Genomic DNA, 22,744 nt, shown 5'->3' with positions numbered 1-22,744 from the left:
TGGTTCGTGTATTTTTATATAGCATTGTTATCCTGCTGCGTTTGTGATTTTTTCAAAAGTGCGGCTACAGGTTATCTGCTGGAACCGCTATTTTTCCTATTTCCAAAGGATAGTGGTTCTAACTCACCCGACTGGAACCGCTATTTTTCCTATTTCCTAAGAATAGTGGTTCTAGCTCACCTGGCTGGAAACGCTATTTTTCCTATTTCCTAAGGATAGTGGTTCTAGCTCACTTGGCTGGAAACGCTATTTTTTTCTTTTTACAAGAATAGTGGTCCTAGCTCACCTGACTGGAACCACTATTCCTTCTTTTTTCCAAGAATAGTGGTTCTAGCTCACCTGGCTGGGACCGCTATTTTTTCTTTTTCCAAGGATAGTGGTCCTAGCTCACCTGACTGGAAACGCTATTTTTCCTTTTCCTAAGAATAGTGGTTCCAGCTCACCTGGCTGGGACCGCTATTCCTTCTTTTTTCCAAGAATAGTGGTTCTAGCTCACCTGGCTGGGACCGCTATTTTTTCTTTTTCCAAGAATAGTGGTTCTAGCTCACCTGGCTGGAACCGCTATTTTTTCTTTTTCCAAGGATAGTGGTCTCAGCTGCCTATGCTGCCATCACCTTATGCCTTATGATGGTCCTCACTGGCTTCATTTGACCTGAGAAGCGAAAGTCTGCAGGCTGCCTTATAAATTGCGTTCAACTACCACCAGGTACTCTCAATAATGAATAAATGCCAGAGCTGCCTGAAAGGAACCATACAGCCCCAAAGACAGCATAGTGACCATAAAGGTTCTCTTCGGTGATTTTATGATAAAATTACCCAGAACAACAGCAAGATAAAAAAATACAAAAAACATAAGGACATTATAAACTGGATGGTCATGCTTTGAAAGCCACTCCAGAAAAGTATAGCCGCTCCATATGATCAGCTGGATCATGATCACCGAATAAGTCTTCATATAAACACCGCCAATTGCAATATATATTCCCTTCATATGTTTGCTTGTATTCCAGGCTTATATGTATTATATGTACCACTTTTGCCGGGTATTTTTCAATTCTGTAACAATTGGGTGACAAGCGAAGATATTACTATTTATTATGTTAGAATATGGGCTATTATGACGAAATTATTTACAGCTTTTAACACAATGAAAGAAGAAAAGGTGAGCATAAATGAAGAGATTCCGTTTTTTGCTGTTAGCTTCTTTTATGATTTTGACCGTTTCCTGCAGCAAGACGAAAGCTGCCGATGATTTAATGCTTGATAGCTCGCAAAAGCAGGTGATTTTCTTTACAGATGAATCTGACTATCAGAATGAAGCACCGTATTATGATGCGATCATAGAATTGAGAAAAGAATTTCCGGATGAAATGAAGAAAATGAAAGTCATGACTGCTGCCACGGCGAAAAAATATTATCATACTTTTGAGATAAAAGGGTCCCCGGCCATTTTGGTTTTACACCAGAATAGGATTGTAGCAAAAGTGAATGGCGATGTTTCTAAAGATAAAATTATTGAACCGCTGTCTAAAGCACTTGGCACTGACACATAAAAAAGACCTTCCCTCTTGCGAGGAAAGGTCTTTTTCTATTATAGGCAAGAGGCTTGTCATGCAAGCAGCTCACGCTTACTAATTACTTAATGATGTGAATTGGGCTGCCAAGTGCTACTTCAGCTGCTTCCATAGTGATCTCGCCAAGTGTAGGGTGAGCATGGATTGTCATAGCTAAATCTTCAGCAGTCATGCCTGCCTCAATGGCAAGGCCTAGTTCAGCAATCATGTCAGATGCATTTGCACCAGCAATTTGCGCACCGATGACCAGGTCATCTTCTTTGCGTGTGATCAGCTTCACGAAACCATCAGTGCTGTTTAAAGCAAGGGCACGGCCATTAGCTGCAAATGGGAATTTGGCAGCATTGACTGCAATTCCTTCTTCTTTAGCCTGCTGCTCAGTGTAACCCACTGAAGCCAGTTCAGGATCAGAGAATACAACTGCAGGGATTCCAAGATAGTCGATCTCAGAATTGTGTCCAGCGATTGCTTCAGCTGCGATTTTACCTTCATAAGAAGCTTTGTGAGCCAATGGAGGTCCTTCAACAATGTCGCCGATCGCGTAGATATTGCTTACACTTGTACGGCATTGCTTGTCGATCTTGATGATGCCGCGGTCTGACATTTCAACGCCAGCCTGCTCAAGGCCAAGCTCGTCTGTATTTGGACGGCGTCCAACCATAACGAAGACATAATCAGCTTCAACAGATTTTTCTTCGCCTTTTACTTCGTACTTGACTGTTACACCGCTGTCAGTTTCTTCAACACCTTTTGCAAGTGCATTAGTGATGATGTCAGCGCCTTTTTTCTTCAGGTTCTTTTTAACCAATGAAGACATTTGCTTTTCAAATCCGTTCAGGATCTCATCAGTTCCTTCAAGGATTGTCACTTCAGTACCGAAGTTAGCGTAAGCTCCGCCAAGCTCAGTTCCGATGTATCCGCCGCCGATGACAACGATCTTGTTAGGAACTTCTTCAAGAGCCAGTGCGCCAGTTGAATCAAGCACACGCTTTGAATATTTGAACGCAGGCAGTTCGATAGGGCGTGAACCCGTTGCGACGATTGCATTCTTGAATGTGTAAGTCTGGGAAGACTTTTCATCCATAACTTTTAGAGTATTTGCGTCAACGAAGAAAGCTTCCCCGCGCGCAATCTCTACCTTGTTTCCTTTAAGAAGCCCTTCAACACCGCCTGTAAGCTTCTTGACAACTCCGGCTTTCCATTCCTGTACCTTTGTGAAATCTACTTTCACATTTTCCGCTGAAATGCCCATATCTTCTGAATGCTTAGCATGTTCATAGCGGTGCCCAGCTGAAATCAAAGCCTTTGAAGGGATACACCCGACATTCAGGCAGACGCCTCCAAGAGTTCCTCTTTCAACGATTGTTACTTTTTGTCCAAGCTGTGCTGCGCGGATAGCGGCAACATAGCCTCCAGGACCTGCACCGATTACTATAGTATCTGTTTCAATAGGGAAATCTCCAACTACCATTTAATTACGCCTCCATTAACAATAGTTCTGGATCGTTGAGTAAACGCTTGATGTGGTTTAATGCATTTTGTGCTGTTGCGCCATCGATGATTCTGTGGTCAAAGCTTAAAGAAAGTGCAAGAACTGGTGCTGCAACGATTTCTCCATCTTTCACTACAGGCTTTTCAGCGATGCGGCCAATTCCCAGGATCGCTACTTCAGGATGATTGATGACAGGTGTAAACCATTGTCCGCCCGCAGAGCCGATATTGGTAATTGTGCAAGAAGCGCCTTTCATTTCATCCGCAGCAAGCTTGCCGTCACGGGCCTTGGTTGCCAGGCTGTTGATTTCATCAGAGATGGCAAATGTAGATTTGCGGTCTGCATCCTTCACAACAGGAACAAGCAGGCCTTTCTCTGTATCAGCAGCAATTCCGATGTTGTAGTAATGCTTGTGGATGATTTCGCCAGCAGCATCGTCAATTGACGTGTTGAGCGCCGGGAATTCACGCAATGCACTAGTCAATGCCTTCACCACATAAGGCAGGAATGTAAGCTTGATGCCTTTGTTTGCTGCAACTTCCTTGAATTTCTTACGGTGTGCTACCAGTTTTGTTACATCGATTTCATCCATTAATGTAACATGCGGTGCAGTCTGCTTGGAATTAACCATAGCTTTTGCAATCGCTTTGCGGATTCCGCTCATTTTCTCGCGGGTTTCCGGATATTGGCCTTGAGGAGCCGCTGCCGCTGCCGCTGGCGCCGCTGCTTCTTCTTTAGCTGCCTCTGCCTGTGGTGCCTCCTGAGCAGGTGCTTGAGAGCCTCCGTTCAAGAATGATTCAATATCTTCCTTCAGCACACGTCCGTTTTTACCGCTGCCTGCTACCTGGCGGATATCAACGCCTTTGTCGCGTGCAAACTTGCGCACTGATGGCATAGCGATAATTCTGCGGTCAGGATCAACATCCGGCTGGGAAATAACTGTGCCTTTACCGGCTTCTTCCTGTCCAGGAGCTTCTTCCTTCTTCACATCCTGGCCAGCTTCCATTGTTGATTGAACCTGTGCTTCCGTTTTTTCTGCCGGCGCTTCATCACCGTGTTCACCTTTAAATTGTAAATCCTCATACCCCGGTGCGTCAAAAGATACGAGCACTTGTCCGACAGTAGCAACTGTTCCTTCGCTGATGTGGACCTCTTCAACAGTCCCTTCAACTGGAGATGGAATTTCTACTACTGATTTATCGTTCTGCACTTCGCACAATACGTCATCTTCTTGAACTTTATCGCCTGGTTTAATAAACCATTTTACGATTTCACCTTCGTGGATACCTTCACCGATATCAGGCAATCTGAATTGGAATGACAATGGGTTCACCTTCCTGTTAGTAAATTGAGTGATGATGCAGGAAAGGGAGAAAAAACGCCCTCTCCCATTAAAAAATTGTTCTATTAGAAAGTAAGTACTTTTTTAGCTGTTTCCAGTACATCTTTGTAGTTTGGCAGCCAGATTGTTTCTGCTTGTGAGAAAGCATAAACAGTATCAGGGGCTGCTACGCGAAGAACTGGGGCTTCCAGGCTGAGAATCGCTCTTTCATTGATTTCAGCAACAACCTGTGCAGCTACGCCTGCCTGCTTTTGCGCTTCCTGGACCACAATGGCACGGCCAGTTTTCTCTACAGAGGCAATGATTGTTTCAAGGTCCAGCGGTGCGATCGTACGAAGGTCTACTACTTCTACTGAATAGCCTTCTTTCTCAAGTTCTTCTGCTGCTTTCAATGATTCATGAACCATTGCTCCGTATGTGATGATGGAAAGGTCTGAACCTTCGCGCTTCACATCAGCCTTGCCAAGAGGAATTGTGTATTCTTCTTCAGGCACCTCTTCACGGAATGCACGGTAGAGCTTAAGATGCTCAAGGAAAATAACCGGATCATTGTCACGGATAGATGAAATCAGAAGTCCTTTTGCATCGTAAGGAGTTGAAGGCACAACCACTTTTAAACCTGGTGATTGAGTCATCAGTCCTTCAAGGCTGTCAGAGTGAAGTTCCGGAGTATGTACTCCGCCCCCGAAAGGAGAACGCACAGTGACAGGAGAATTGTATCTGCCGCCTGAACGGTAGCGCATACGCGCCATTTGGCCAGCGATTGAGTCCATTACTTCAAACACAAATCCGAAGAATTGGATTTCCGGCACTGGACGGAAGCCTTGAAGGCCAAGACCAATTGCTAAACCGCCAATTCCAGATTCAGCAAGTGGAGTATCGAATACGCGGTCTTCGCCGAACTCTTTCTGAAGACCTTCCGTAGCACGGAATACACCGCCGTTAACGCCTACGTCTTCACCGAACACAAGTACATTCGGATCATTGCGCATTTCTGTGCGCAACGCATCGGTGATTGCCTGGATCATTGTCATTTGCGCCATCGCTTACTTCGACTCCTTTGCTTGGTAAATTTCATATTGTTCTTTAAGGTTACGAGGCATTTCTTCATACATGTTCTCCATGAAGTCTGTTACTTTCTGCTTCGGATAACCGTCAGCTTTCTTGATTGCTTCTTTGATATCTTCTTTAGCCTGGTCGATCACTTCGTTTTCCTTTTCTTCGTTCCAAACGCCCTTGTTTTCAAGGAATTTGCGGAAGCGGACTAAAGGATCCTTCTTTTCCCATTCGTTGTCAAGGTCCGTTGTACGGTAGCGAGTTGGATCATCGCCAGCCATTGTATGCGGGCCATAGCGGTATGTCATCGTTTCAATAAGAGTCGGGCCTTCGCCGTTTACTGCTCGCTTGCGGGCATCGCTGACTGCTGCATATACAGCAAGCGGATCCATTCCGTCTACCTGAATTCCAGGGATACCTGCCGCGACAGCTTTTTGAGCTACAGTCTTGGCCGCTGATTGCTTTTCTACCGGAGTTGAAATCGCAAAGCGGTTGTTTTGCACAACAAAGATCGCTGGAGCCTTAAATGCCCCTGCAAAGTTAAGACCTTCGTAGAAATCACCTTGTGAAGCTCCGCCGTCGCCAGTGTATGTAATAGCTACTGAACCGGCACCGCGCTTCTTCATGCCAAGAGCCACACCTGCAGCCTGGATGATCTGCGCACCGATGATGATTTGAGGTGAGATTGTGTTCACACCTTCTGGCATCTGGTTTCCGTGGAAATGTCCGCGTGAGAACAAGAATGCTTGATACAGCGGCAGGCCATGCCAGATCATTTGAGGCACATCGCGGTATCCAGGAAGGATGAAGTCTTCCTTTTCAAGAGCGAACTGTGAAGCAAGCTGGGAAGCTTCCTGTCCTGCTGTCGGCGCATAGAATCCAAGGCGCCCCTGTCTGTTTAGAGAGATGGAACGCTGATCAAGAATACGAGTGTATACCATGCGGCGCATCAATTCCTGAAGCTGCTCATCGCTTAATTCAGGCATTGCCGCTTCATTTACGACTTCGCCTTCTTCATTCAATATTTGAAACATTTCAAACTGCTCTTCTACCGCCTCAAGCGCTTTAGTAGCATCCAATTGTGCTTTCTTCGTTTTAGAAGCCATCTTTGTCACCCTTTCCTTTCATTAAAAAGACATTATTTTAAGAGATAAATACACAAAGCTTAGAATACCCAAAATGAAATCATCTTAGAAATCTGCTTTTGTTTTTTCCCTATTAAATTTAGCCGTACATGCAAAAAAACTGTCCGGCTCATCCTTTGACAGCTGCAAACATAGTTTTACTTAGTTTTCCACAGATGCCTCCGGAAAAAACGTCTATTCTGATATTTCTTTACAATCATTTTCTGTATCATTGAATTCAATATGACCCACTGATACAAGCAATGAAATCACCTTACTCATTTTATTATAAGAAATCCGTAACAGTCAATTATTTAAACCTATTTTTCTAAAAATATTTCGGGCGTTTTAAAAAACTGTATTAATAACTCCCCACAAACTGTACTATAAAAAAGAAGCGTTTTGGCAGGATGTGTTATAACAAGAGAAGAATTCTTTAGGAAGAATTATTTTTAAAAAATAATTTGTGGCCAACACAAAAAGCCTTTCGGCATCCTTTGACCGAAAGGCTTCTTGAATATAATACTGTGAACAGGCCGTGCCTAAATGGTTATGTTTACTTGCCGGCAACCTCTACTCCAGCCTGCTTATAGAAGGAAATTTTTATTTCATTATATTTTTTTGTCAGCTCATTAAATTTTTTATTATGTATCATCAGCTGATCATAAGATTGATTGATCTTGTCAATCTGGGCTTCCAGCTGCTCCATTGTCAGACCTTCTTTCTTGAACAGCGAGTACAGCTCTTTGTCAAGTTCAAGGCCATTCTTATATTCACTGTACAGTTCATCGTGGACGCTGTAACGGTCCATCATCACTTTGTACATTTCCTCAGCACTTTCTTTTGCTTCCTTATCTTCAATGTCAGGGATGATGTCCTCAAGGGGTGCAAATTCCTTTTTGGAGGAATCAATGCTCTCCTGCTCTTTATTCATGAGCTCTTCCCTCTTCCCCACGGCTTCAAGGGCTTCATCTGACAGCTTTTTGATTTGGTCAAATTCCTTCATGCCCAGCGCAATGATCTGATCATAAAGCTCTTTTTCCTGCTTTTCCAGTTTCACAAGCGGGTCCTGCTGCTTTTCAAACCCTTCTTCTGCTTCTGCAGTTTTCTCCAGTATGCTGTAGGCTTTTTCACCTGGTGTCTCCTTGTCCATGCATCCCCCGAGCACAAACAAACTTAAAAATAATACAGCCAGTGCTTTTTTCTTTCTGATAATTGACATCATTAAACCCCCTAAATGGAAAATAGCTGTTGCAAATAATCTGCAAATAGGTATGGTGCAAGTTTTTTCATAATCTTACGAAAAAGCTTGTCCAACCATTTGATTAGAATTGAGCAGGATAATGCCATAAAGATACATATTCTTTATTCTTTTCATTTATGACTGGGCAGCGGCCTACACCAATTTCCCCTTCTTTCATAGGCTATAGTAAATCGTCCATAAAACTTATAAATATGTAGGGGACGATACTTTATTTCAGGGAGGTTATCCTTATGTATGGTTATGGTGGATACGGTTACGGCTGCGGCTACCCTGTAGGCGGAGCTGGCTACGGAAGAGGATTTGCTTTAATTGTCGTTCTCTTCATTCTTCTTATTATTGTAGGCTGTTCCTGCTGGAAATTCTAATACAAGCCGAAAAGGTGCTTCTAGAGAGCACCTTTTCTTTATTAACTTTTTCCTTTATGTCTGTTAGACTATTGTCGTACATACAGCTCCCTGAACTTTAATCAATTACCCGCCAGCACAGCGGTTAAACATATTATAATAAATTTCTGCCGAAAAAGGCATGCACAGGAGTGGATTTTTAATGATAACAGTGGCGGATATTATCCGGGATGGCCACCCATCCCTCAGGAAAACGGCAGAAGAGGTGCCAATGCCCCCTTCTGCGGAGGATAAGCAGACTCTTACCGACATGATGGAATATGTAAGGAACAGCCAAAATCCTGCCCTGGCTGAAAAATATGGGCTTAGGCCTGGAATAGGGCTAGCCGCCCCGCAGATTGACTGCCTCAAAAGAATGATTGCAGTCCATGTTACTGATACAGATGGAAAGCTGTACAGCTTTGCACTTTTCAATCCGAAAATCATCAGCCATTCGGTCGAGAAAGCTTATTTAACTTCCGGAGAAGGCTGCCTCTCAGTCGATCAGCCTTTTCCGGGATTTGTCCCGCGATTTGCAAGGATAACCCTCAAAGCCTTCGACATAGACGCCAGAGAAGTGAAACTCAGGCTGAGAGGCCTTCCGGCAATCGTTTTTCAGCACGAAATCGATCATTTGAACGGCGTCATGTTCTACGACCATATCAATAAGGAAAACCCGCTTGAAATAATCAAGGATGCCCTCCCTATTGAAAGGTGACCCTATAAAGGAGAAGCAGGCCCTTTTGCCCGCTTCTTTTTTCTTTCTATATTAAACCAAGCTTTTTCAAACCGTTCCAGATTCCGTCTTCCCCAACATCTGAGGTGATATGGTCTGCATGGCGCTTCACTTCTTCTTCAGCATTGCCCATGGCCACTCCCGTGCCTACCGCCTGGAGCATTTCAATGTCATTCAATCCGTCTCCAAAGGCATACACATCCTCAATTGCAAAACCTAGGCGGCTGATCATTTTCTTTATGCCCTCTGCTTTTGAGCCTCCGGCAGGAAGGACATCAACGGAATAAGGATGCCATCTGATGAAGTGGAATTTCCCGTAACCTTCGCGATACTCCTGTTCGAGACTGTCATCCATAAAAATAAGGGACTGGTAGATTTCCCGCCCATTATAAAAGCTTTCATCCTGATCAGGATGCGGGAACTTAAGCGTGCCAAGGCTTTCCTCGATGTGAGGATGGTGCGGTACACTTGATTTCATAGTCGTTTCGTTCATGAAAACGAGCGGATGCCCATTTCTTCTCCCATGCTTCAAAAGCCTTTCCAGCTCTTCTGTGTCTAAAGGATTGGCATAGATCGGTTCATTTTCGAACACAACGTACTGGCCATTGAAGCTGACATAAGAATCAATGCCCAGCTCTTCCCGGAGACTTTCATACATGAAAGGAGCACGGCCAGTCGCGATTGCTGTAAATACCCCTTTTTCCTGAAGAAGCCCGATTGCTTCCTTCGTTTTTACCGGCAGTTTTTTGCCGTGGTCCAGCAGTGTTCCATCAATATCAAAAAAAACTATTTTCTTCATTCTTTACTTCCTTTCCATTTGCATGAACTGCATTCCTAAGCAGCCAGGTCTCGTTTCTTTTCCCGCTTAACTTTATAGGAGGATATATATATCCCCAGAAAGATGACAGCCAGGCCAACAGCCATCCCTGGCTTGATGTGCTCACCAAGGAGAAAGTACCCCCATGCGATTGCGGATACAGGGACGATATAGGTGACGAGGGAGGCAAACTCCGGGCTTCCCTTCTGTACAAGGAAATAGTATAGCAGATAGGCAGCGCCTGAGCCCAGGGCGCCGAGTACAAAGAGAGAACCCAGCCTTTCCGGCGCAAAAAGAAGCGGGATGGCTGAAGGAGATGCAATCCCTGTATACAGGCCGCTTGCCAGGGCTGCTGATGTAAGCGTAAAAAGGGAAATCTGAAGAACGGATACACCCTCAAGATGTTTTTTGGACAGATGGGTCCCTAATCCATAGCAGAATGCTGCCATAGACATGAATACAATTCCTGCCGTATTCCCTTCTGCCAAATCCCCGGTCCTGAAACCGCTGAGAATAAAAATGCCGAAAAATCCGATCAATATTCCGGCCCATTGGCTTTTCCGGAGCTTTGATCCGAAGAAAAGCCACCCAATGATGATCGTCCAGATCGGTGTAGTGGCATTTATAACGGAGGCCATACTCGATGAAATAGCCGTCTCGCTTTTAGAAATAAAGTACCAGGGAAGCGCATTATTAATGAGCCCGACCAGGAACAGCATCCTGAAAGGCAGGCGTTTCCACTGAATCTTTTCTCTTTTAATAATGCTGATCCCCCACAATACTGCTGCACCAAATAGGCATCTTCCAAAGACAACTGCCTCCGGGCCTAAATCATGGAGCAGAATTTTAATAAAAAGGAATGAGGTACCCCAAATCAGGCTTAAACCGATCAGCGCACTATAAAGCTTACCCATTTGTCCACTCTTCTTTCCAGAATAACTTTCACTCTGTTAAAAGCTAACCCTTGAAATGCTAATTGTCAATCCAGCATATTCAATATGATTCCATCATTATCCATGAGATTTTTGGCCTTTTCATCATATAATAGAAGAAAAGGCGGCTTTCCTAATGCCCCAAAAAACGGTTGTTGATCGGCAGCAGTGATTGTAATCCTTTACATTGGACAAGGTTGCGTTAAAATAGGAAGTAAGGAGATGATCCACTATGTTAAAGAAGCTGCGCAAAAAGCTCCTAAAACAGTGGAAAGACATGCTTCGGAAAAAATCAATCGCATAAACCCAGAGCCCTTCAAACTTGCGAAGGGCTCCTTCTTTAAGGTAAATTGTATAAAGGTTACATAGAAAAGCGGAGGCGACTGTTTAGGTGCGATAAGCATAAGGCGCTTTGGAATTGAAGGCGTTCTTTGCCTTCGGTTCCAAAGTGACTTATGACTCGAGCACCTAGGAGCCGGAGCTGGACAATGAGAAATGCGGAAAAGCCTTGGTCAGCCCCGACAAGCATAAGACGAGCAGGACGGAAGGTTGTTCTTTAACCTTCTGGCCTGATTGGCTTATGACTCGAGGGGCTAGGCTTTGGAGCTGGACAAGTAGAAATGCGGAAAAGCCCCCCACAGACTGCTGAGGGAAGCAGTGCGATGGACATTGTAAGTTGACAACAAAAATCTTTGAAGGGGCGTTCGTTAAACCCCGGAAATAAAAGGAAAAACTATGCTTTCTGTTCTTTTAAAAGAAAAAACATGAAAAACATGTTATTTTTTTATATAATAGAAAAAGTTATATCGGATTAAGGAGCGATTTAGATGATTTTTAAAGTTTATTACCAGGAATCCATTAAAGAAGTCCCAGTGAGGGAAAAAACGAAAACCGTTTATGTTGATGGAGATTCGCCGAAAGATGTACGTACAAAACTGGCGGACAAACACTATAACATTGAACTCGTAGTCCCGGTTGAAGGCGATTACCTGGAATATGAAAAAAGAAACGAAGACTTTAAAGTATTGGAGAACTGATAATTTATGAAATTTGTTAAGAACGATCAAACAGCTGTATTTGCCCTTGGAGGACTTGGGGAAATCGGCAAAAACACTTATGCAGTCCAGTTTCAGGATGAAATCATCCTGATTGATGCTGGCATTAAATTCCCTGAGGATGAGCTTCTGGGAATCGATTATGTAATCCCTGATTATACCTATTTAGTAAAAAACGAAGACAAAATCAAAGGCCTCTTTATTACGCACGGACATGAAGACCATATCGGCGGCATTCCTTATCTATTAAGACAGGTGAATATTCCTGTGTACGGCGGAAAGCTGGCCCTTGGCCTTCTTCGCAATAAGCTGGAAGAGCATGGCCTTTTGAGAAGGACAAGAATGATTGAAATCAAGGAAGATGACATTATTAAATTCCGAAAAACGTCTGTCACTTTCTTCAGGACTACACACAGCATCCCTGATTCATACGGCGTCGTAGTGAAAACACCGCCTGGCCAGGTAGTCCATACTGGGGATTTCAAGTTCGACTTCACGCCTGTGGGCGAACCTGCGAACCTTACAAAAATGGCTGAGATCGGCAAGGATGGAGTACTTTGCCTCCTTTCTGACAGCACCAACAGTGAAATTCCTAACTTTACTATGTCTGAACGCCGTGTCGGCGAAAGTATCCACGATATTTTCCGCAAAGTGGACGGAAGGATCATTTTTGCGACATTCGCTTCAAATATCCACCGCCTTCAGCAGGTAATCGAGGCTGCTGTGACCAATGGCAGAAAAGTGGCTGTTTTTGGCCGGAGCATGGAAGCTGCAATCAACATCGGGCGGGAGCTTGGCTATATAAGCGCTCCTAAGGATGTATTTATAGACGCGCAGCAGATCAACCGGCTCCCTGCCAACCAGGTTACCATTCTGTGCACAGGAAGCCAGGGAGAGCCTATGGCAGCCCTATCACGAATCGCTAATGGAACACACCGTCAGATTCAGATCAACCCAGGTGATACAGTGGTGTTCTCATCTTCTCCTATCCCGGGAAATACCATCAGTGTCAGCAGAACAATCAACATGCTATCCCGTGCAGGAGCAGAAGTCATTCACGGACCGCTGAATGACATTCATACATCCGGACATGGCGGCCAGCAGGAGCAAAAGCTGATGCTTCGCCTTATAAAGCCGAAATTCTTCATGCCGATCCACGGCGAGTACAGAATGCAGAAAATGCACTCCAAACTCGCAATTGATTGCGGCATTCCTGAAGAAAACTGCTTTATCATGGATAATGGAGAAGTTCTCGCCCTGAGTGAGGATACTGCACAGGTGGCAGGTAAAATTCCTTCAGGTTCTGTTTATATCGACGGAAGCGGTGTAGGCGACATTGGGAATATCGTTCTCAGGGACCGCAGGATCCTTTCTGAGGAAGGCCTGGTCGTTGTCGTGGTCAGCATCAACATGAAAGACTTTAAGATTTCCGCAGGTCCTGATATCATTTCCCGCGGTTTCGTGTACATGCGTGAATCAGGCGATTTGATCAGCGATGCCCAGTCCTTGATTTCTAAGCATCTGAACAAGGTCATGGAAAGAAAAACGACACAATGGTCTGAAATTAAAAATGAAATTACCGATACACTGTCTCCTTTCCTATATGAAAAAACAAAACGCCGTCCAATGATCCTTCCGATCATTATGGAAGTGTAATCATTCATATAAAAAAGCACTCACAAAAAATCTGTGAGTGCTTTTTCCATTTCGCTTGCAATCCGCAGGCTGCTTCCGTTTCCGCAGGTCCTGCCCGGGCTTAAGCCATCAGCTTCTTCTCAAAGCGGTTGATATCGACATCTGCTCCAATAACGATAAGGATATCATCTGCCCGGATCACTTCATTCGCCTGCGGGGATACGATGATTTCATTTCTTCTTTTTATGGCAACAATATTGATGCCGTACTTGGCACGGACATCCAAATCAATGATCGAATTTCCGCCAAGCTTATCGCTTGCCACAATTTCCACGATGCTGTGTTCATCTGAAAGCTCAAGATAATCCAGTACATTGTTGGAAACAATATTATGGGCAATCCTTCTGCCCATATCCCTTTCAGGGTGGACAACATGGTCCGCTCCAATTTTGCGCAGGACTTTCTCATGATAATCATTCTGCGCTTTGACGGTAATCTTGTTGACGCCGATTTCCTTCAGAATCAATGTTGTAAGGATGCTGGCCTGGATATTATCACCGATTGCAACAATGACATGATCAAAATTCCTGATGCCCAGGCTTTTAAGTACATTCTCATCGGTGGTATCCCCCACAACAGCATGAGAAGCAATCAGTGCGAATTCGTTCACCCTGTCTTCGTCATTGTCGATGGCCATTACCTCCATGCCCTCTTCTGCGAGCGCCCTGCAAATACTTCCTCCAAAGCGCCCCAATCCAATTACAGCAAATTCTTTTTTCACGGATATTCCTCCAGCAGTTTCAAAGTTCGTCTCTATTTTATCATAGCTTAACTCTTAGTAGCATTCACTTTTCACCCTTAACATAATCGGCGTTAAACAGGAACAGCCTCATCAATAGGATCAGTGACGGGATGAGGAGCAGCAGCCCTGCTATAAATGCCGCTACCAGCGCCATCCCCATTTCAGGATTTGTATAGCCTGAATAGATCGTTATGAACGGGTCAAGGATGTATGGGAGATGGGAAGCGCCATATCCGAAAAAGGCGAAAAAGAATTGAAGCATAACCAGAATAAAACTGGTTCCGAATCTCTTTTTCTTATAAACCAGCAGCACAGCGGCCAGAAAACAGAGAAGCGATAAACCAAACATCCACCAAATTTCTAAAGCATTATTGAAATGGCGCTCATTATGCTCCCTTAAAGAAGCGAAGACAAGGAAGCTGGCAAGGATGGTCGGCGGACTCCAGAACAGGGCAAACGTCCTCAGAAGATCTCTTGCCGGAGTGTCTCCCGCCCTGTCTGCATAATAAGTAAGAAATACTGCACTGATAAAGAGCACCGATACGATGGCAAGGATGACGACAGACCATGAATAAGGGGAGCTCACAAGCTCTCCGGCAAGGAAAACGACCTTATTCCCCTGTTCTTCAATAAATCCCCCTTCAGAAATCGTCAATGCCGTCGACAGTGCTGCAGGTATCAGCAGTCCTGTGGCGCCATAAAGAAATAAATAAAATGAATTGTCCTTTGATCCATAATTCCCGAATGCATAGAACGAACCTCTAATGGCTAGGAGGATCAGGGCGATGCTTCCTGGTATCAATAAAGCAGTCCCATAATAATAAGCTGCATCCGGAAAAAAGCCGACCAGTCCGACAAAGAAAAAAACAAAAAAGACATTGGTCACTTCCCAAACAGGAGATAGATATCTGCTGATGATGTGGCTGATCACATGCTCCTTCCCTGTCACCCGTCCATAATAGGCAAAAAAGCCGGCGCCGAAATCGATTGATGCCACAATAACATATCCGTAGAGAAACACCCAGAGAACCGTTATTCCCAGGATTTCAATGCTCATGGCCTTGCACCCCTTTCCTGTTTATTGGCCTATGCCCGGGGAATCCGGGAAACGGTCATTATATTCTGCCTGAGCCGGTTTATTCCTGAACATTTTAAGCAGCACAGTAACAGTGATGATCCCCAGTACAATGTACAGAGCTAAAAACATCAAGAAGGTCACGCCCACATTATCTGCCTGTGTAGCCCCTTCGGCCACCTTCATATAGCCTCTTAATATCCAGGGCTGCCTGCCGACCTCTGCAAAAATCCAGCCGAATTCGATGGCGAGCATGGATAGAGGCCCTGAGCAGACAATGAGGAACAGCAGCCAATTTTTCATGGGATTTGCCTTTCTCCAATATGACAGAAAGACAAACAGCGCTGAAATGCCAAGAGCAAAGAAGCCGATTGAAACCATCGAATCAAACAGATAGTGGATCCAGAGCGGAGGCCGCTCATCTTCCGGAAATTCATTCAAGCCAATCACTTCTGTATCAAATGAGCTGCCTGCAAGAAAGCTCAGCGCCTTTGGGATGCGGATTTCATTCCTTATTTCATTGTTTTCATCAATCGTCCCAAAGACGATCAAATCAGCGCCTTTTTCTGTTTCAAAATGCCATTCAGCTGCGGCCAATTTTTCCGGCTGCTCTTTTGCAAGGAATTTTGCTGAAATATCACCTGCTATGGCTGTTGCCAGGGAAAAAAGCAGCCCGCAAATCATTGTAAGCTTCAGTGCTTTCCGGTGATACTCAGACCCCCTGCCTCTCAGGATAGCAAAAGCAGCGAGGCTCGCCAGTATGAAAGCAGCTGTCATATAAGATGATGTAAGTACATGCAGCACCTTTGACGGGGTTGCCGGATTGAACATAGCAGCGAGCGGTTCGATCTCCGTGATTGTCCTTCCCTCAAGCTTAAATCCCTGCGGAGTGTTCATAAACGCATTAACCGTTGTAATGAAGAACGCAGAAGCAGAAGAGCCGATTATGACGGGTATTGAAAGCAGCCAATGATGGAGCGGCTTTTTGAACCGGTCCCATGTATAAAGGTAGATGCCCAGGAAAATGGCTTCAAAAAAGAAAGCAAAGGTTTCCATGAAGAGCGGCAGGCTGATTACATGTCCTGCAATCTGCATAAAGCTCGGCCATAAAAGAGAAAGCTGCAAGCCGATGCAGGTCCCGGTTACAACCCCTACCGCCACTGTGATGGTGAAGCCCCTTGCCCATCTGCGCGCCAGGAGGATATAATGATCATCCTTTTTCCTGATTCCAATGAATTCAGCTGCCGATATCAGCACAGGTACACCAACGCCAATGGTGGCAAATATAATATGAAAAGCAAGAGTTAAAGAAGTGAGCATCCTGCTCAATGTGACACTATCCAATTCCATCTTCCAGCCTCCAGACTATCTATATTTTCCTTCTTACTGCTTTGGCTCAATAAGAGCGTTTTTGTTCGCATATGTATGTCGTTAACCCTGAGCAGCTTCAAACTGTCTTTTACCCTAATTCATATGTTTGCAATCTTATATGAATGTAAAGAAAGCCTGAAATTATCCCTGCTGCTTGCTGTTAGCTCAAAAGAAAAAACCGGGATATCTCCATCCCGGCGCGTTTCAGCTTATGTGTCCTTTTTAGATCTATATTTCCTGTATGCTAAAAAGACAATGACTCCAGCAATTCCAATGAGCATAAGTACAGGAAGGTTTCCGGCAAAGAAAACAAACAGTCCAGAAAATGCTGAAAGAAGGAAGCTGAGACTTGCTGTAAACTGTTCTTTCGTCCTGTCCCATGTATTCAAATCTGTTTTATCGATTGAAGGTGCCCGCTCCTCATAAAGACTGACCGTGACAGTCGAAAAATCAGTCTGGTTCTTCAGATAGTTGATTCTGCCGGCCAGCTGCTCGATTTCCTCCTGAATCCCGGCAAGGTCCTGTGATATTTTCAGCAGATCTTCAGTTTTTTCTGCTTTTTCCATAAAAGAAATCAGCCGTTCTTCAACAACTCTCTTGGACCGCAGGCGGGACTCCAAATCCACATATTCTTCTGTCACGTCCTGGCCGCTTACATGTCTGTTATCCACTTTTGAGGCTGTCCCTTCTGCATCATTCAAAAATTGATTAAAGTTCTTCTGGGGGATTCTGATCACCAATGTACCGCTAAGCCGCCGGCCCTCATCCCGGTAACTGCTGGATTCCACAATAAACCCGCCGTATTGGGCCGCTTTTTCCTCCAGTGAGGTTTGTGCTTTCATGAAGTCCTTTACCTTAAGATCCAATTCGGCGTTGTAAATAACCATCCTTTCAACTGCCGTACTATGATCTGTCCCCTTTGCTTCCTCCCCGCCGCTTCCGACCTCTGAATCGCCACCCTGTTCAGCTGACTCAGCGGCAGACTCTGCTTCTTTATACGAACTCTCGGATTTGCCTGCTGAATCGGATGATTGTTCACTGCTTTCACCGCTGCTGCAGCCAAAAAGAATCAACGAACTAAAAAATATTAAAAATGCCATTTTCCACCTCATATACATCCCCCTCGTAATCGGCTCTTTTATTAGCAGACGCAAAGATTGCAGAAAAGTTACATTTATATGAAGAATATTACAATAAAAGAAAAAGCCACCAGACGGTGACTTCTTTTCTAGCATGCTTTTCTTCCAGTCCAGCTCCGGCGGCTGGAGCCTCGAGTCATAAGCCACGGCAGAATTAAAGGCAAAGAACGCCTTTTATTCTGTCTGCCGCGTCTTATGCTTGTCGGCTCTGGGCAAGCCGCCTCCGCTTTTCTATATAGCATCCAGCATTGTAAATTGCGCTTTTACTAGCTGGAAGTATTGGCCTTTTTTGTCCATGAGTTCTTCGTGGCTTCCTTCTTCAAGAATGCTGCCATGGTCGAGTACGAAGATTTTGTCGGCGTCGCGTATAGTTGACAATCTGTGGGCAATAATGATGGCCGTCCTTCCCTTTAGAAGTGTTTTAAGGGCTTCCTGGATCCTCATTTCTGTTTCTGTATCAATGCTTGCAGTTGCTTCATCAAGAATCAGGATGCGCGGATCGGCCAGAAGCGCCCTGGCAAAGGATAGAAGCTGCCTTTCTCCGACAGAAAGGATATTTCCCCTTTCCTCAACCTCTGTATCATAGCCTTTAGGAAGATTGCGGATGAAATCAGCTGCGCCGACTGCTTCGGCAGCCCGTATTACTTCTTCTTCGGATGCATCAGGCCTTCCGAACCGTATATTATCTCCAATGGTTCCGGAAAAGATGAAGGTATCCTGGAGCACTACGCTAATTTTGGCCCGCAGGCTCTTTAATGAAACATCTCTTAAATTATGCCCGTCAATCAAAACCGCTCCTTCGGTAGGATCATAGAAACGGCTTATCAGATTTGCAATAGTTGTTTTTCCTGATCCAGTATGGCCGACCAGGGCAGCAGTCTGGCCTGCTTTTATTTCCAGATTGATTTTGTTTAATGCTGTTCGCTTGGAATCATAGGAAAACTCAGCATCCTTAAATTGAATATGCCCCTTCATATCCTCCAGGACAATCGCATTTTCGGATTCTGACACGATCGGTTTTTCATCAAGGAATTCGAAGATTCGCTCTGATGAGGCCATCCCCATAAGAAGCTGGTTATAGACCATTCCCAGCCTTGAAATCGGCTCCCAAAACATACCAAGGTAAAAGGCGAAGGATACGAAAACGCCGATGGTGATACTCCCATTCTGGATCAAGTGGGCTCCATACCAGATTAGTGCTGCCGTACCGAAAGCATTGGTCAATTCTACAAGCGGCCTGAACATAGCATTTTTTTGTGAAGCCTGCCTCCAGCTTTCGAAATTCTCGTTGTTCACGCCATCGAAGAACATCATATTTTCTTTTTCCTGTGTAAATGCCTGGGTAACCCGTATTCCCTGAAGGCTTTCATTCAAATGGGAGTTGAGCTTCGACTGCTTCAGCCTCACCGTCTGCCAGGACCTCCTGATATTCCTGCGCAGGCTCGTTGAGATAAAAAACATGATCGGCAGAATGACCATGATCGCCAATGTCAGCTGCGGACTTAACGAGAACAGAATGACAAAAATGCCGCAAAGCAATATAAGGTCCATCAGAAGGTTAATGACACCGTTTGTAAACAGCTCCTGAAGGGAGTTGATATCATTCATGATCCTCACCAGGATGGATCCTGCAGACCGCTGATCAAAGAAACGGTGCGACAGCGTCTGAACATGGGTGAATAAATGCTTCCTCAGATCATAGATGACATTCTGGCCAAGGGCATTCATCCATTTGATCCTGAAAATATTAGCTATATAAGAGCTCGTATACAAAGCAGCAATGACAATGACGAGGGTAGTGAGCAGCCCTGTGTCTTTGTCCTTCAGTGCCTTATCTAATGTATAAACCCCGATCAGGATAGGTATGATCAGTCTGACTGCAGTCGTGATCAAAACCATCAGGACCGATAAAGGGAGCAGTTTCTTGCGGTACGGCTTCATGTAGCTGAACAGCCGGAACATCTGCTTCCAGTTAAACGGTTTTTCAATGACATCATCTGTTGAGTAATGGAATCTTTTCAATACTGTTTCTTTTGCTGTCTCCTTCACGCTCACCCCTCCTTAGCTTATTTGAGATTGGAGGACCTTTTGGTGGTCCTGGTATTGAATGTCGTAGATCCGCTGATACGGACCATTATTTTTCAGCAGGTCCTCATGGCGGCCCCTTTCAGCAATGCGGCCGTCTTTAAAAACTAGGATTTCATCAGCATGCTTCAAGGAAGAAATCCTGTGAGCGATAATAAAGGTCGTCCTCCCCTTCATGACTTCCTTTAATGCCTGCTGGATATTGAATTCTGTAGTCATATCCACTGCAGAGGTGGCATCATCCAGGATAAGGATTCCGGGGTCTGTGCAGATTGCCCTGGCAATGGCTATCCTCTGTTTCTGGCCGCCGGAGAGTCCCATGCCTCTTTCCCCAAGCATGGTATCATACCCTTCAGGCAGCTCCAGGATGAATTCATGCGCCTGTGCCCGCTTGGCAGCATCCACGATTTCTTCCATGGAAGCTTCCGGTCTTCCGTATGAAATATTTGCTTTAATGGTTGAAGAAAACAGGAAAGATTCCTGAAGGACAAAACCTATCCCGCTCCTCAGGGCTTCAAGCGAATAGTCCCTGACATTCTTCCCATCAATCAGCACTTCCCCGGATGATGCTTCGTAAAAACGTGTCATCAGCTGGGTTACGCTTGTTTTGCCTGATCCGGTTGCACCGATGAGTCCGATTGTCTTGCCTGGGTGAGCCTTGAATGAAACCTCGTGGAGCGCCTCTTTATCTTCTTCTGTATATTGCAGTGAAACGGATTTGAAATCTACCTCTCCACGGATTCTATCAGGTTTGGCAGCATTGGCCGCCTCTTTGATTTCATTCTCCGCTTCCAGGATCTCCAGCAGCCTCTCCCCTGAAGCCTTTGCCTGGGAGAATAGATTGATGACAAACCCGAGGTTCATAATCGGCCACATTATATACCATACAAGACTGTAGAATGCTACAAGCTCCCCTGGCTGCAGGGATCCGTCTATTACCAGATATCCGCCGTAAGAAAGCAGGAGAACAACACTTAAATTTCCCAGGAACTCCATCAGCGGAAAATATTTTGCCCAAATATCAGAAGTGAATAGATAATTGTCTTTATAATTTTCATTAGAACGGTTGAACTTCCCTATTTCAAAGTCTTCCCTTGAGAGAGATTTCACCGTATTGATGCCGCTGATATTTTCCTGCACCTTCGTATTCAGCTTTCCAAACGACTTTCGGATATCCCTGAAGGCAGGATGTACAGCTTTATCAAATTTGAAGGTTACCACAGCAAGAAACGGCAGGGTTGCCAGTGTCACTAAGGTAAGCGGTACAGAGTAATAAAACATAACTGAGAAACTGATGCCGATAAGCAGGATGAACCGGATCAGCTCCGAAAACCCGAAGGACAGGAAAAACCTGAACCCCTCGACATCTGCGGTCAGCCTCGACATGATATCCCCTGTTTTTGCATTATCGTAATACTTGAATGGAAGGTACTGCAGTTTTTCATAAAGCGAGTTTCTCAGTTTATATACGGATGTGATGCCAAATAAATCTCCAGTATATTGGTGAATATAAGTTGCAATACCTTTAACGAACATGATCCCGATAAAGCCGAACGCTAAATAAGGAATCCATTCATATTTCCCTCCCAGCACCACCTCATCAATGGTCAGCTGCAGAATCATCGGATAAACCACCGTGATGCCTGTCACAGCCAGCAGGAATACCATCGACCAAATAAAATATTTCTTATAGGGCCAGTAATATTCCTTAAGTTTCTTAAATATTTCCAATTCCATTTCCCCCTCTCTTGTTGTTAGAAATTGAAAAATAAAAGACCGTAATATTAAATATAACGGTTATCGAAATAATTATCTATAGTTTTCAGTCTGAATTTTCCAGTTTTTTTGATTATTTAAAATCATCTTTTCATGGCTGCAGGAAAGGGGATTTCTTGTTCAGCCCGCTGTATGTTTGTTAGAATGAAAAAATGCTTACATATGAAAGGATTGATTTTTTGAATTTTAGAGAAGCAGAAGAGTATTTTGGGAATATTGATTGGGGGGCCCTCGCTTTCTCGGCAGGGGCAGCCATTTTAAAGCTTGCTGCCATCTTCATCATTTTTTTGATTGTAAGAGCTGCAGGGGGCAGGCTTATTTCAAAGAGCTTTGACACTTTTGAACAGCGGGAGAATATTTCTTCGGCACGTGCTCAAACGCTCAAAAGCCTGACAAGCAATGTTTTTTCTTATGTACTGATCTTTATTGTTACGGTCACCGTCCTCCAGATTTTTGGAATCCAGGCAACCGCTATCCTGGCCGGTGCCGGTGTTGTCGGATTGGCAATCGGTTTCGGGGCCCAGGGCCTTGTGAGTGATGTGGTTACAGGCTTCTTCCTGCTTCTTGAGAAGCAGATAGATGTAGGGGATTATGTCACAGCTGCGAGCTTTTCCGGCATTGTCGAGCAAGTCGGCCTGCGTACAACGCAGATCAGGGGCTTTGACGGAACACTGCATTTTGTACCCAACAGGGAGATTACGAGCCTGAGCAACCATTCCCGCGGAAACATGAGAGCGCTTGTGGATATTGGCATTTCCTATGATGATGATATTGATAAAGCAATCATGGTTCTTCAGGAAGCATGCGACAATGTAAAGGCGGGGAATGAGGCAATCATGGAAGGCCCTAATGTCATTGGCATACAGTCCCTTGGCTCCTCGGACGTGGTTCTCCGCATCATAGCAAAAACGCAGAATATGGAGCAGTGGGGGGTTGAACGGGAATTGCGGAAAGCGCTCAAAGAAGCGCTCGACGCCAACGGCATTGAAATCCCTTATCCGCATCAGGTTTATATTGAAAAAAACGGCAATAATTGAAATAGGCAGGGCTGGTATTCATCGCGCTGTTTAGTCTTACAAAATAAAA

20 protein-coding genes are annotated in these 22,744 nt (G+C 44.7%); 6 read left to right on the top strand and 14 right to left on the bottom strand.

Annotated elements, in window-relative coordinates; all coding sequences use genetic code 11:
- Nucleotides 1–712: 712 nt before the first annotated feature.
- Nucleotides 713–955, bottom strand: a complete 243-nt coding sequence (locus tag ACQCVH_RS04955) for a hypothetical protein (RefSeq protein WP_426834713.1) — start codon at nucleotides 953–955, stop codon at nucleotides 713–715.
- Between the two features lie 217 nt (nucleotides 956–1,172).
- Between ACQCVH_RS04955 and ACQCVH_RS04950 the strand changes: the two genes are divergently transcribed.
- Nucleotides 1,173–1,553: a small peptidoglycan-associated lipoprotein gene (locus ACQCVH_RS04950; protein WP_426834712.1), complete on the top strand. Its 381-nt coding sequence runs from the start codon at nucleotides 1,173–1,175 to the stop codon at nucleotides 1,551–1,553.
- A gap of 82 nt (nucleotides 1,554–1,635) precedes the next feature.
- Here ACQCVH_RS04950 and lpdA read toward each other — a convergent pair whose 3' ends face one another.
- The 5 genes from lpdA to ACQCVH_RS04925 form a co-directional block, all read right to left on the bottom strand.
- Nucleotides 1,636–3,045, bottom strand: coding sequence for a dihydrolipoyl dehydrogenase (gene lpdA / locus ACQCVH_RS04945; RefSeq protein ID WP_257990482.1), 1,410 nt, complete (start codon nucleotides 3,043–3,045; stop codon nucleotides 1,636–1,638).
- A gap of 4 nt (nucleotides 3,046–3,049) precedes the next feature.
- Entirely contained in the window at nucleotides 3,050–4,390 is a 1,341-nt protein-coding gene (locus ACQCVH_RS04940; protein WP_426834711.1) for a dihydrolipoamide acetyltransferase family protein, read from the bottom strand.
- Nucleotides 4,391–4,473: 83 nt separating this feature from the next.
- Nucleotides 4,474–5,451 carry an alpha-ketoacid dehydrogenase subunit beta gene (locus tag ACQCVH_RS04935; RefSeq protein WP_148973762.1) on the bottom strand — a complete coding sequence of 326 codons (978 nt, stop codon included), beginning with the start codon at nucleotides 5,449–5,451 and terminating at the stop codon, nucleotides 4,474–4,476.
- A 3-nt stretch (nucleotides 5,452–5,454) separates the two neighbouring features.
- A complete protein-coding gene (gene pdhA, locus ACQCVH_RS04930) occupies nucleotides 5,455–6,570 on the bottom strand; it encodes a pyruvate dehydrogenase (acetyl-transferring) E1 component subunit alpha (RefSeq protein ID WP_224903944.1) in 1,116 nt (371 codons plus the stop codon).
- A 574-nt stretch (nucleotides 6,571–7,144) separates the two neighbouring features.
- A complete protein-coding gene (locus ACQCVH_RS04925) occupies nucleotides 7,145–7,810 on the bottom strand; it encodes a YkyA family protein (RefSeq protein ID WP_426834710.1) in 666 nt (221 codons plus the stop codon).
- Between the two features lie 272 nt (nucleotides 7,811–8,082).
- Between ACQCVH_RS04925 and ACQCVH_RS04920 the strand changes: the two genes are divergently transcribed.
- Nucleotides 8,083–8,217, top strand: a complete 135-nt coding sequence (locus ACQCVH_RS04920; protein WP_009791087.1) for a YjcZ family sporulation protein — start codon at nucleotides 8,083–8,085, stop codon at nucleotides 8,215–8,217.
- Between the two features lie 181 nt (nucleotides 8,218–8,398).
- The gene (def, locus tag ACQCVH_RS04915; RefSeq protein ID WP_426834709.1) at nucleotides 8,399–8,953 is read left to right on the top strand and encodes a peptide deformylase; all 555 of its coding nucleotides are present in this window, start codon (nucleotides 8,399–8,401) and stop codon (nucleotides 8,951–8,953) included.
- A 46-nt stretch (nucleotides 8,954–8,999) separates the two neighbouring features.
- Here def and ACQCVH_RS04910 read toward each other — a convergent pair whose 3' ends face one another.
- Nucleotides 9,000–9,770, bottom strand: a complete 771-nt coding sequence (locus ACQCVH_RS04910) for a Cof-type HAD-IIB family hydrolase (protein WP_426834708.1) — start codon at nucleotides 9,768–9,770, stop codon at nucleotides 9,000–9,002.
- 35 nt (nucleotides 9,771–9,805) lie between these two features.
- Nucleotides 9,806–10,702, bottom strand: coding sequence for a DMT family transporter (locus tag ACQCVH_RS04905; RefSeq protein WP_426834707.1), 897 nt, complete (start codon nucleotides 10,700–10,702; stop codon nucleotides 9,806–9,808).
- An 845-nt stretch (nucleotides 10,703–11,547) separates the two neighbouring features.
- On the opposite strand from ACQCVH_RS04905, the gene ACQCVH_RS04900 reads away from it, so the two are divergent.
- Both ACQCVH_RS04900 and rnjA read left to right on the top strand, forming a co-directional pair.
- Nucleotides 11,548–11,757, top strand: a complete 210-nt coding sequence (locus tag ACQCVH_RS04900) for a DNA-dependent RNA polymerase subunit epsilon (RefSeq protein ID WP_426834706.1) — start codon at nucleotides 11,548–11,550, stop codon at nucleotides 11,755–11,757.
- A gap of 6 nt (nucleotides 11,758–11,763) precedes the next feature.
- Complete coding sequence (gene rnjA, locus ACQCVH_RS04895; protein ID WP_426834705.1) at nucleotides 11,764–13,431, top strand: ribonuclease J1; 1,668 nt, start codon at nucleotides 11,764–11,766, stop codon at nucleotides 13,429–13,431.
- 100 nt (nucleotides 13,432–13,531) lie between these two features.
- Here rnjA and ACQCVH_RS04890 read toward each other — a convergent pair whose 3' ends face one another.
- The 6 genes from ACQCVH_RS04890 to ACQCVH_RS04865 form a co-directional block, all read right to left on the bottom strand.
- Nucleotides 13,532–14,191 carry a potassium channel family protein gene (locus ACQCVH_RS04890; RefSeq protein WP_426834704.1) on the bottom strand — a complete coding sequence of 220 codons (660 nt, stop codon included), beginning with the start codon at nucleotides 14,189–14,191 and terminating at the stop codon, nucleotides 13,532–13,534.
- A gap of 64 nt (nucleotides 14,192–14,255) precedes the next feature.
- Nucleotides 14,256–15,269, bottom strand: coding sequence for a cytochrome d ubiquinol oxidase subunit II (locus tag ACQCVH_RS04885; protein WP_426834703.1), 1,014 nt, complete (start codon nucleotides 15,267–15,269; stop codon nucleotides 14,256–14,258).
- A 21-nt stretch (nucleotides 15,270–15,290) separates the two neighbouring features.
- Nucleotides 15,291–16,637 (bottom strand): cytochrome ubiquinol oxidase subunit I, encoded by a 1,347-nt coding sequence (locus ACQCVH_RS04880; protein WP_426834702.1) that lies wholly within the window; start codon nucleotides 16,635–16,637, stop codon nucleotides 15,291–15,293.
- Nucleotides 16,638–16,867: 230 nt separating this feature from the next.
- Entirely contained in the window at nucleotides 16,868–17,770 is a 903-nt protein-coding gene (locus tag ACQCVH_RS04875) for a DUF4349 domain-containing protein (protein WP_426834701.1), read from the bottom strand.
- A gap of 258 nt (nucleotides 17,771–18,028) precedes the next feature.
- A complete protein-coding gene (locus ACQCVH_RS04870; RefSeq protein ID WP_426834700.1) occupies nucleotides 18,029–19,846 on the bottom strand; it encodes an ABC transporter ATP-binding protein in 1,818 nt (605 codons plus the stop codon).
- 12 nt (nucleotides 19,847–19,858) lie between these two features.
- Complete coding sequence (locus ACQCVH_RS04865) at nucleotides 19,859–21,613, bottom strand: ABC transporter ATP-binding protein (RefSeq protein ID WP_426834699.1); 1,755 nt, start codon at nucleotides 21,611–21,613, stop codon at nucleotides 19,859–19,861.
- Between the two features lie 197 nt (nucleotides 21,614–21,810).
- Here ACQCVH_RS04865 and ACQCVH_RS04860 point away from each other — a divergent pair, with 197 nt between their 5' ends.
- Nucleotides 21,811–22,695, top strand: coding sequence for a mechanosensitive ion channel family protein (locus tag ACQCVH_RS04860; protein WP_426834698.1), 885 nt, complete (start codon nucleotides 21,811–21,813; stop codon nucleotides 22,693–22,695).
- Nucleotides 22,696–22,744 lie beyond the last annotated feature (49 nt).

It is taken from the genome of Bacillus infantis, assembly GCF_050107595.1.
Lineage (GTDB): Bacteria > Bacillota > Bacilli > Bacillales > Cytobacillaceae > Bacillus_AB > Bacillus_AB infantis_C.
The sequence above is the reverse complement of the archived record's forward strand: the minus strand, read 5'-3'. Positions and strand labels throughout refer to the sequence as shown.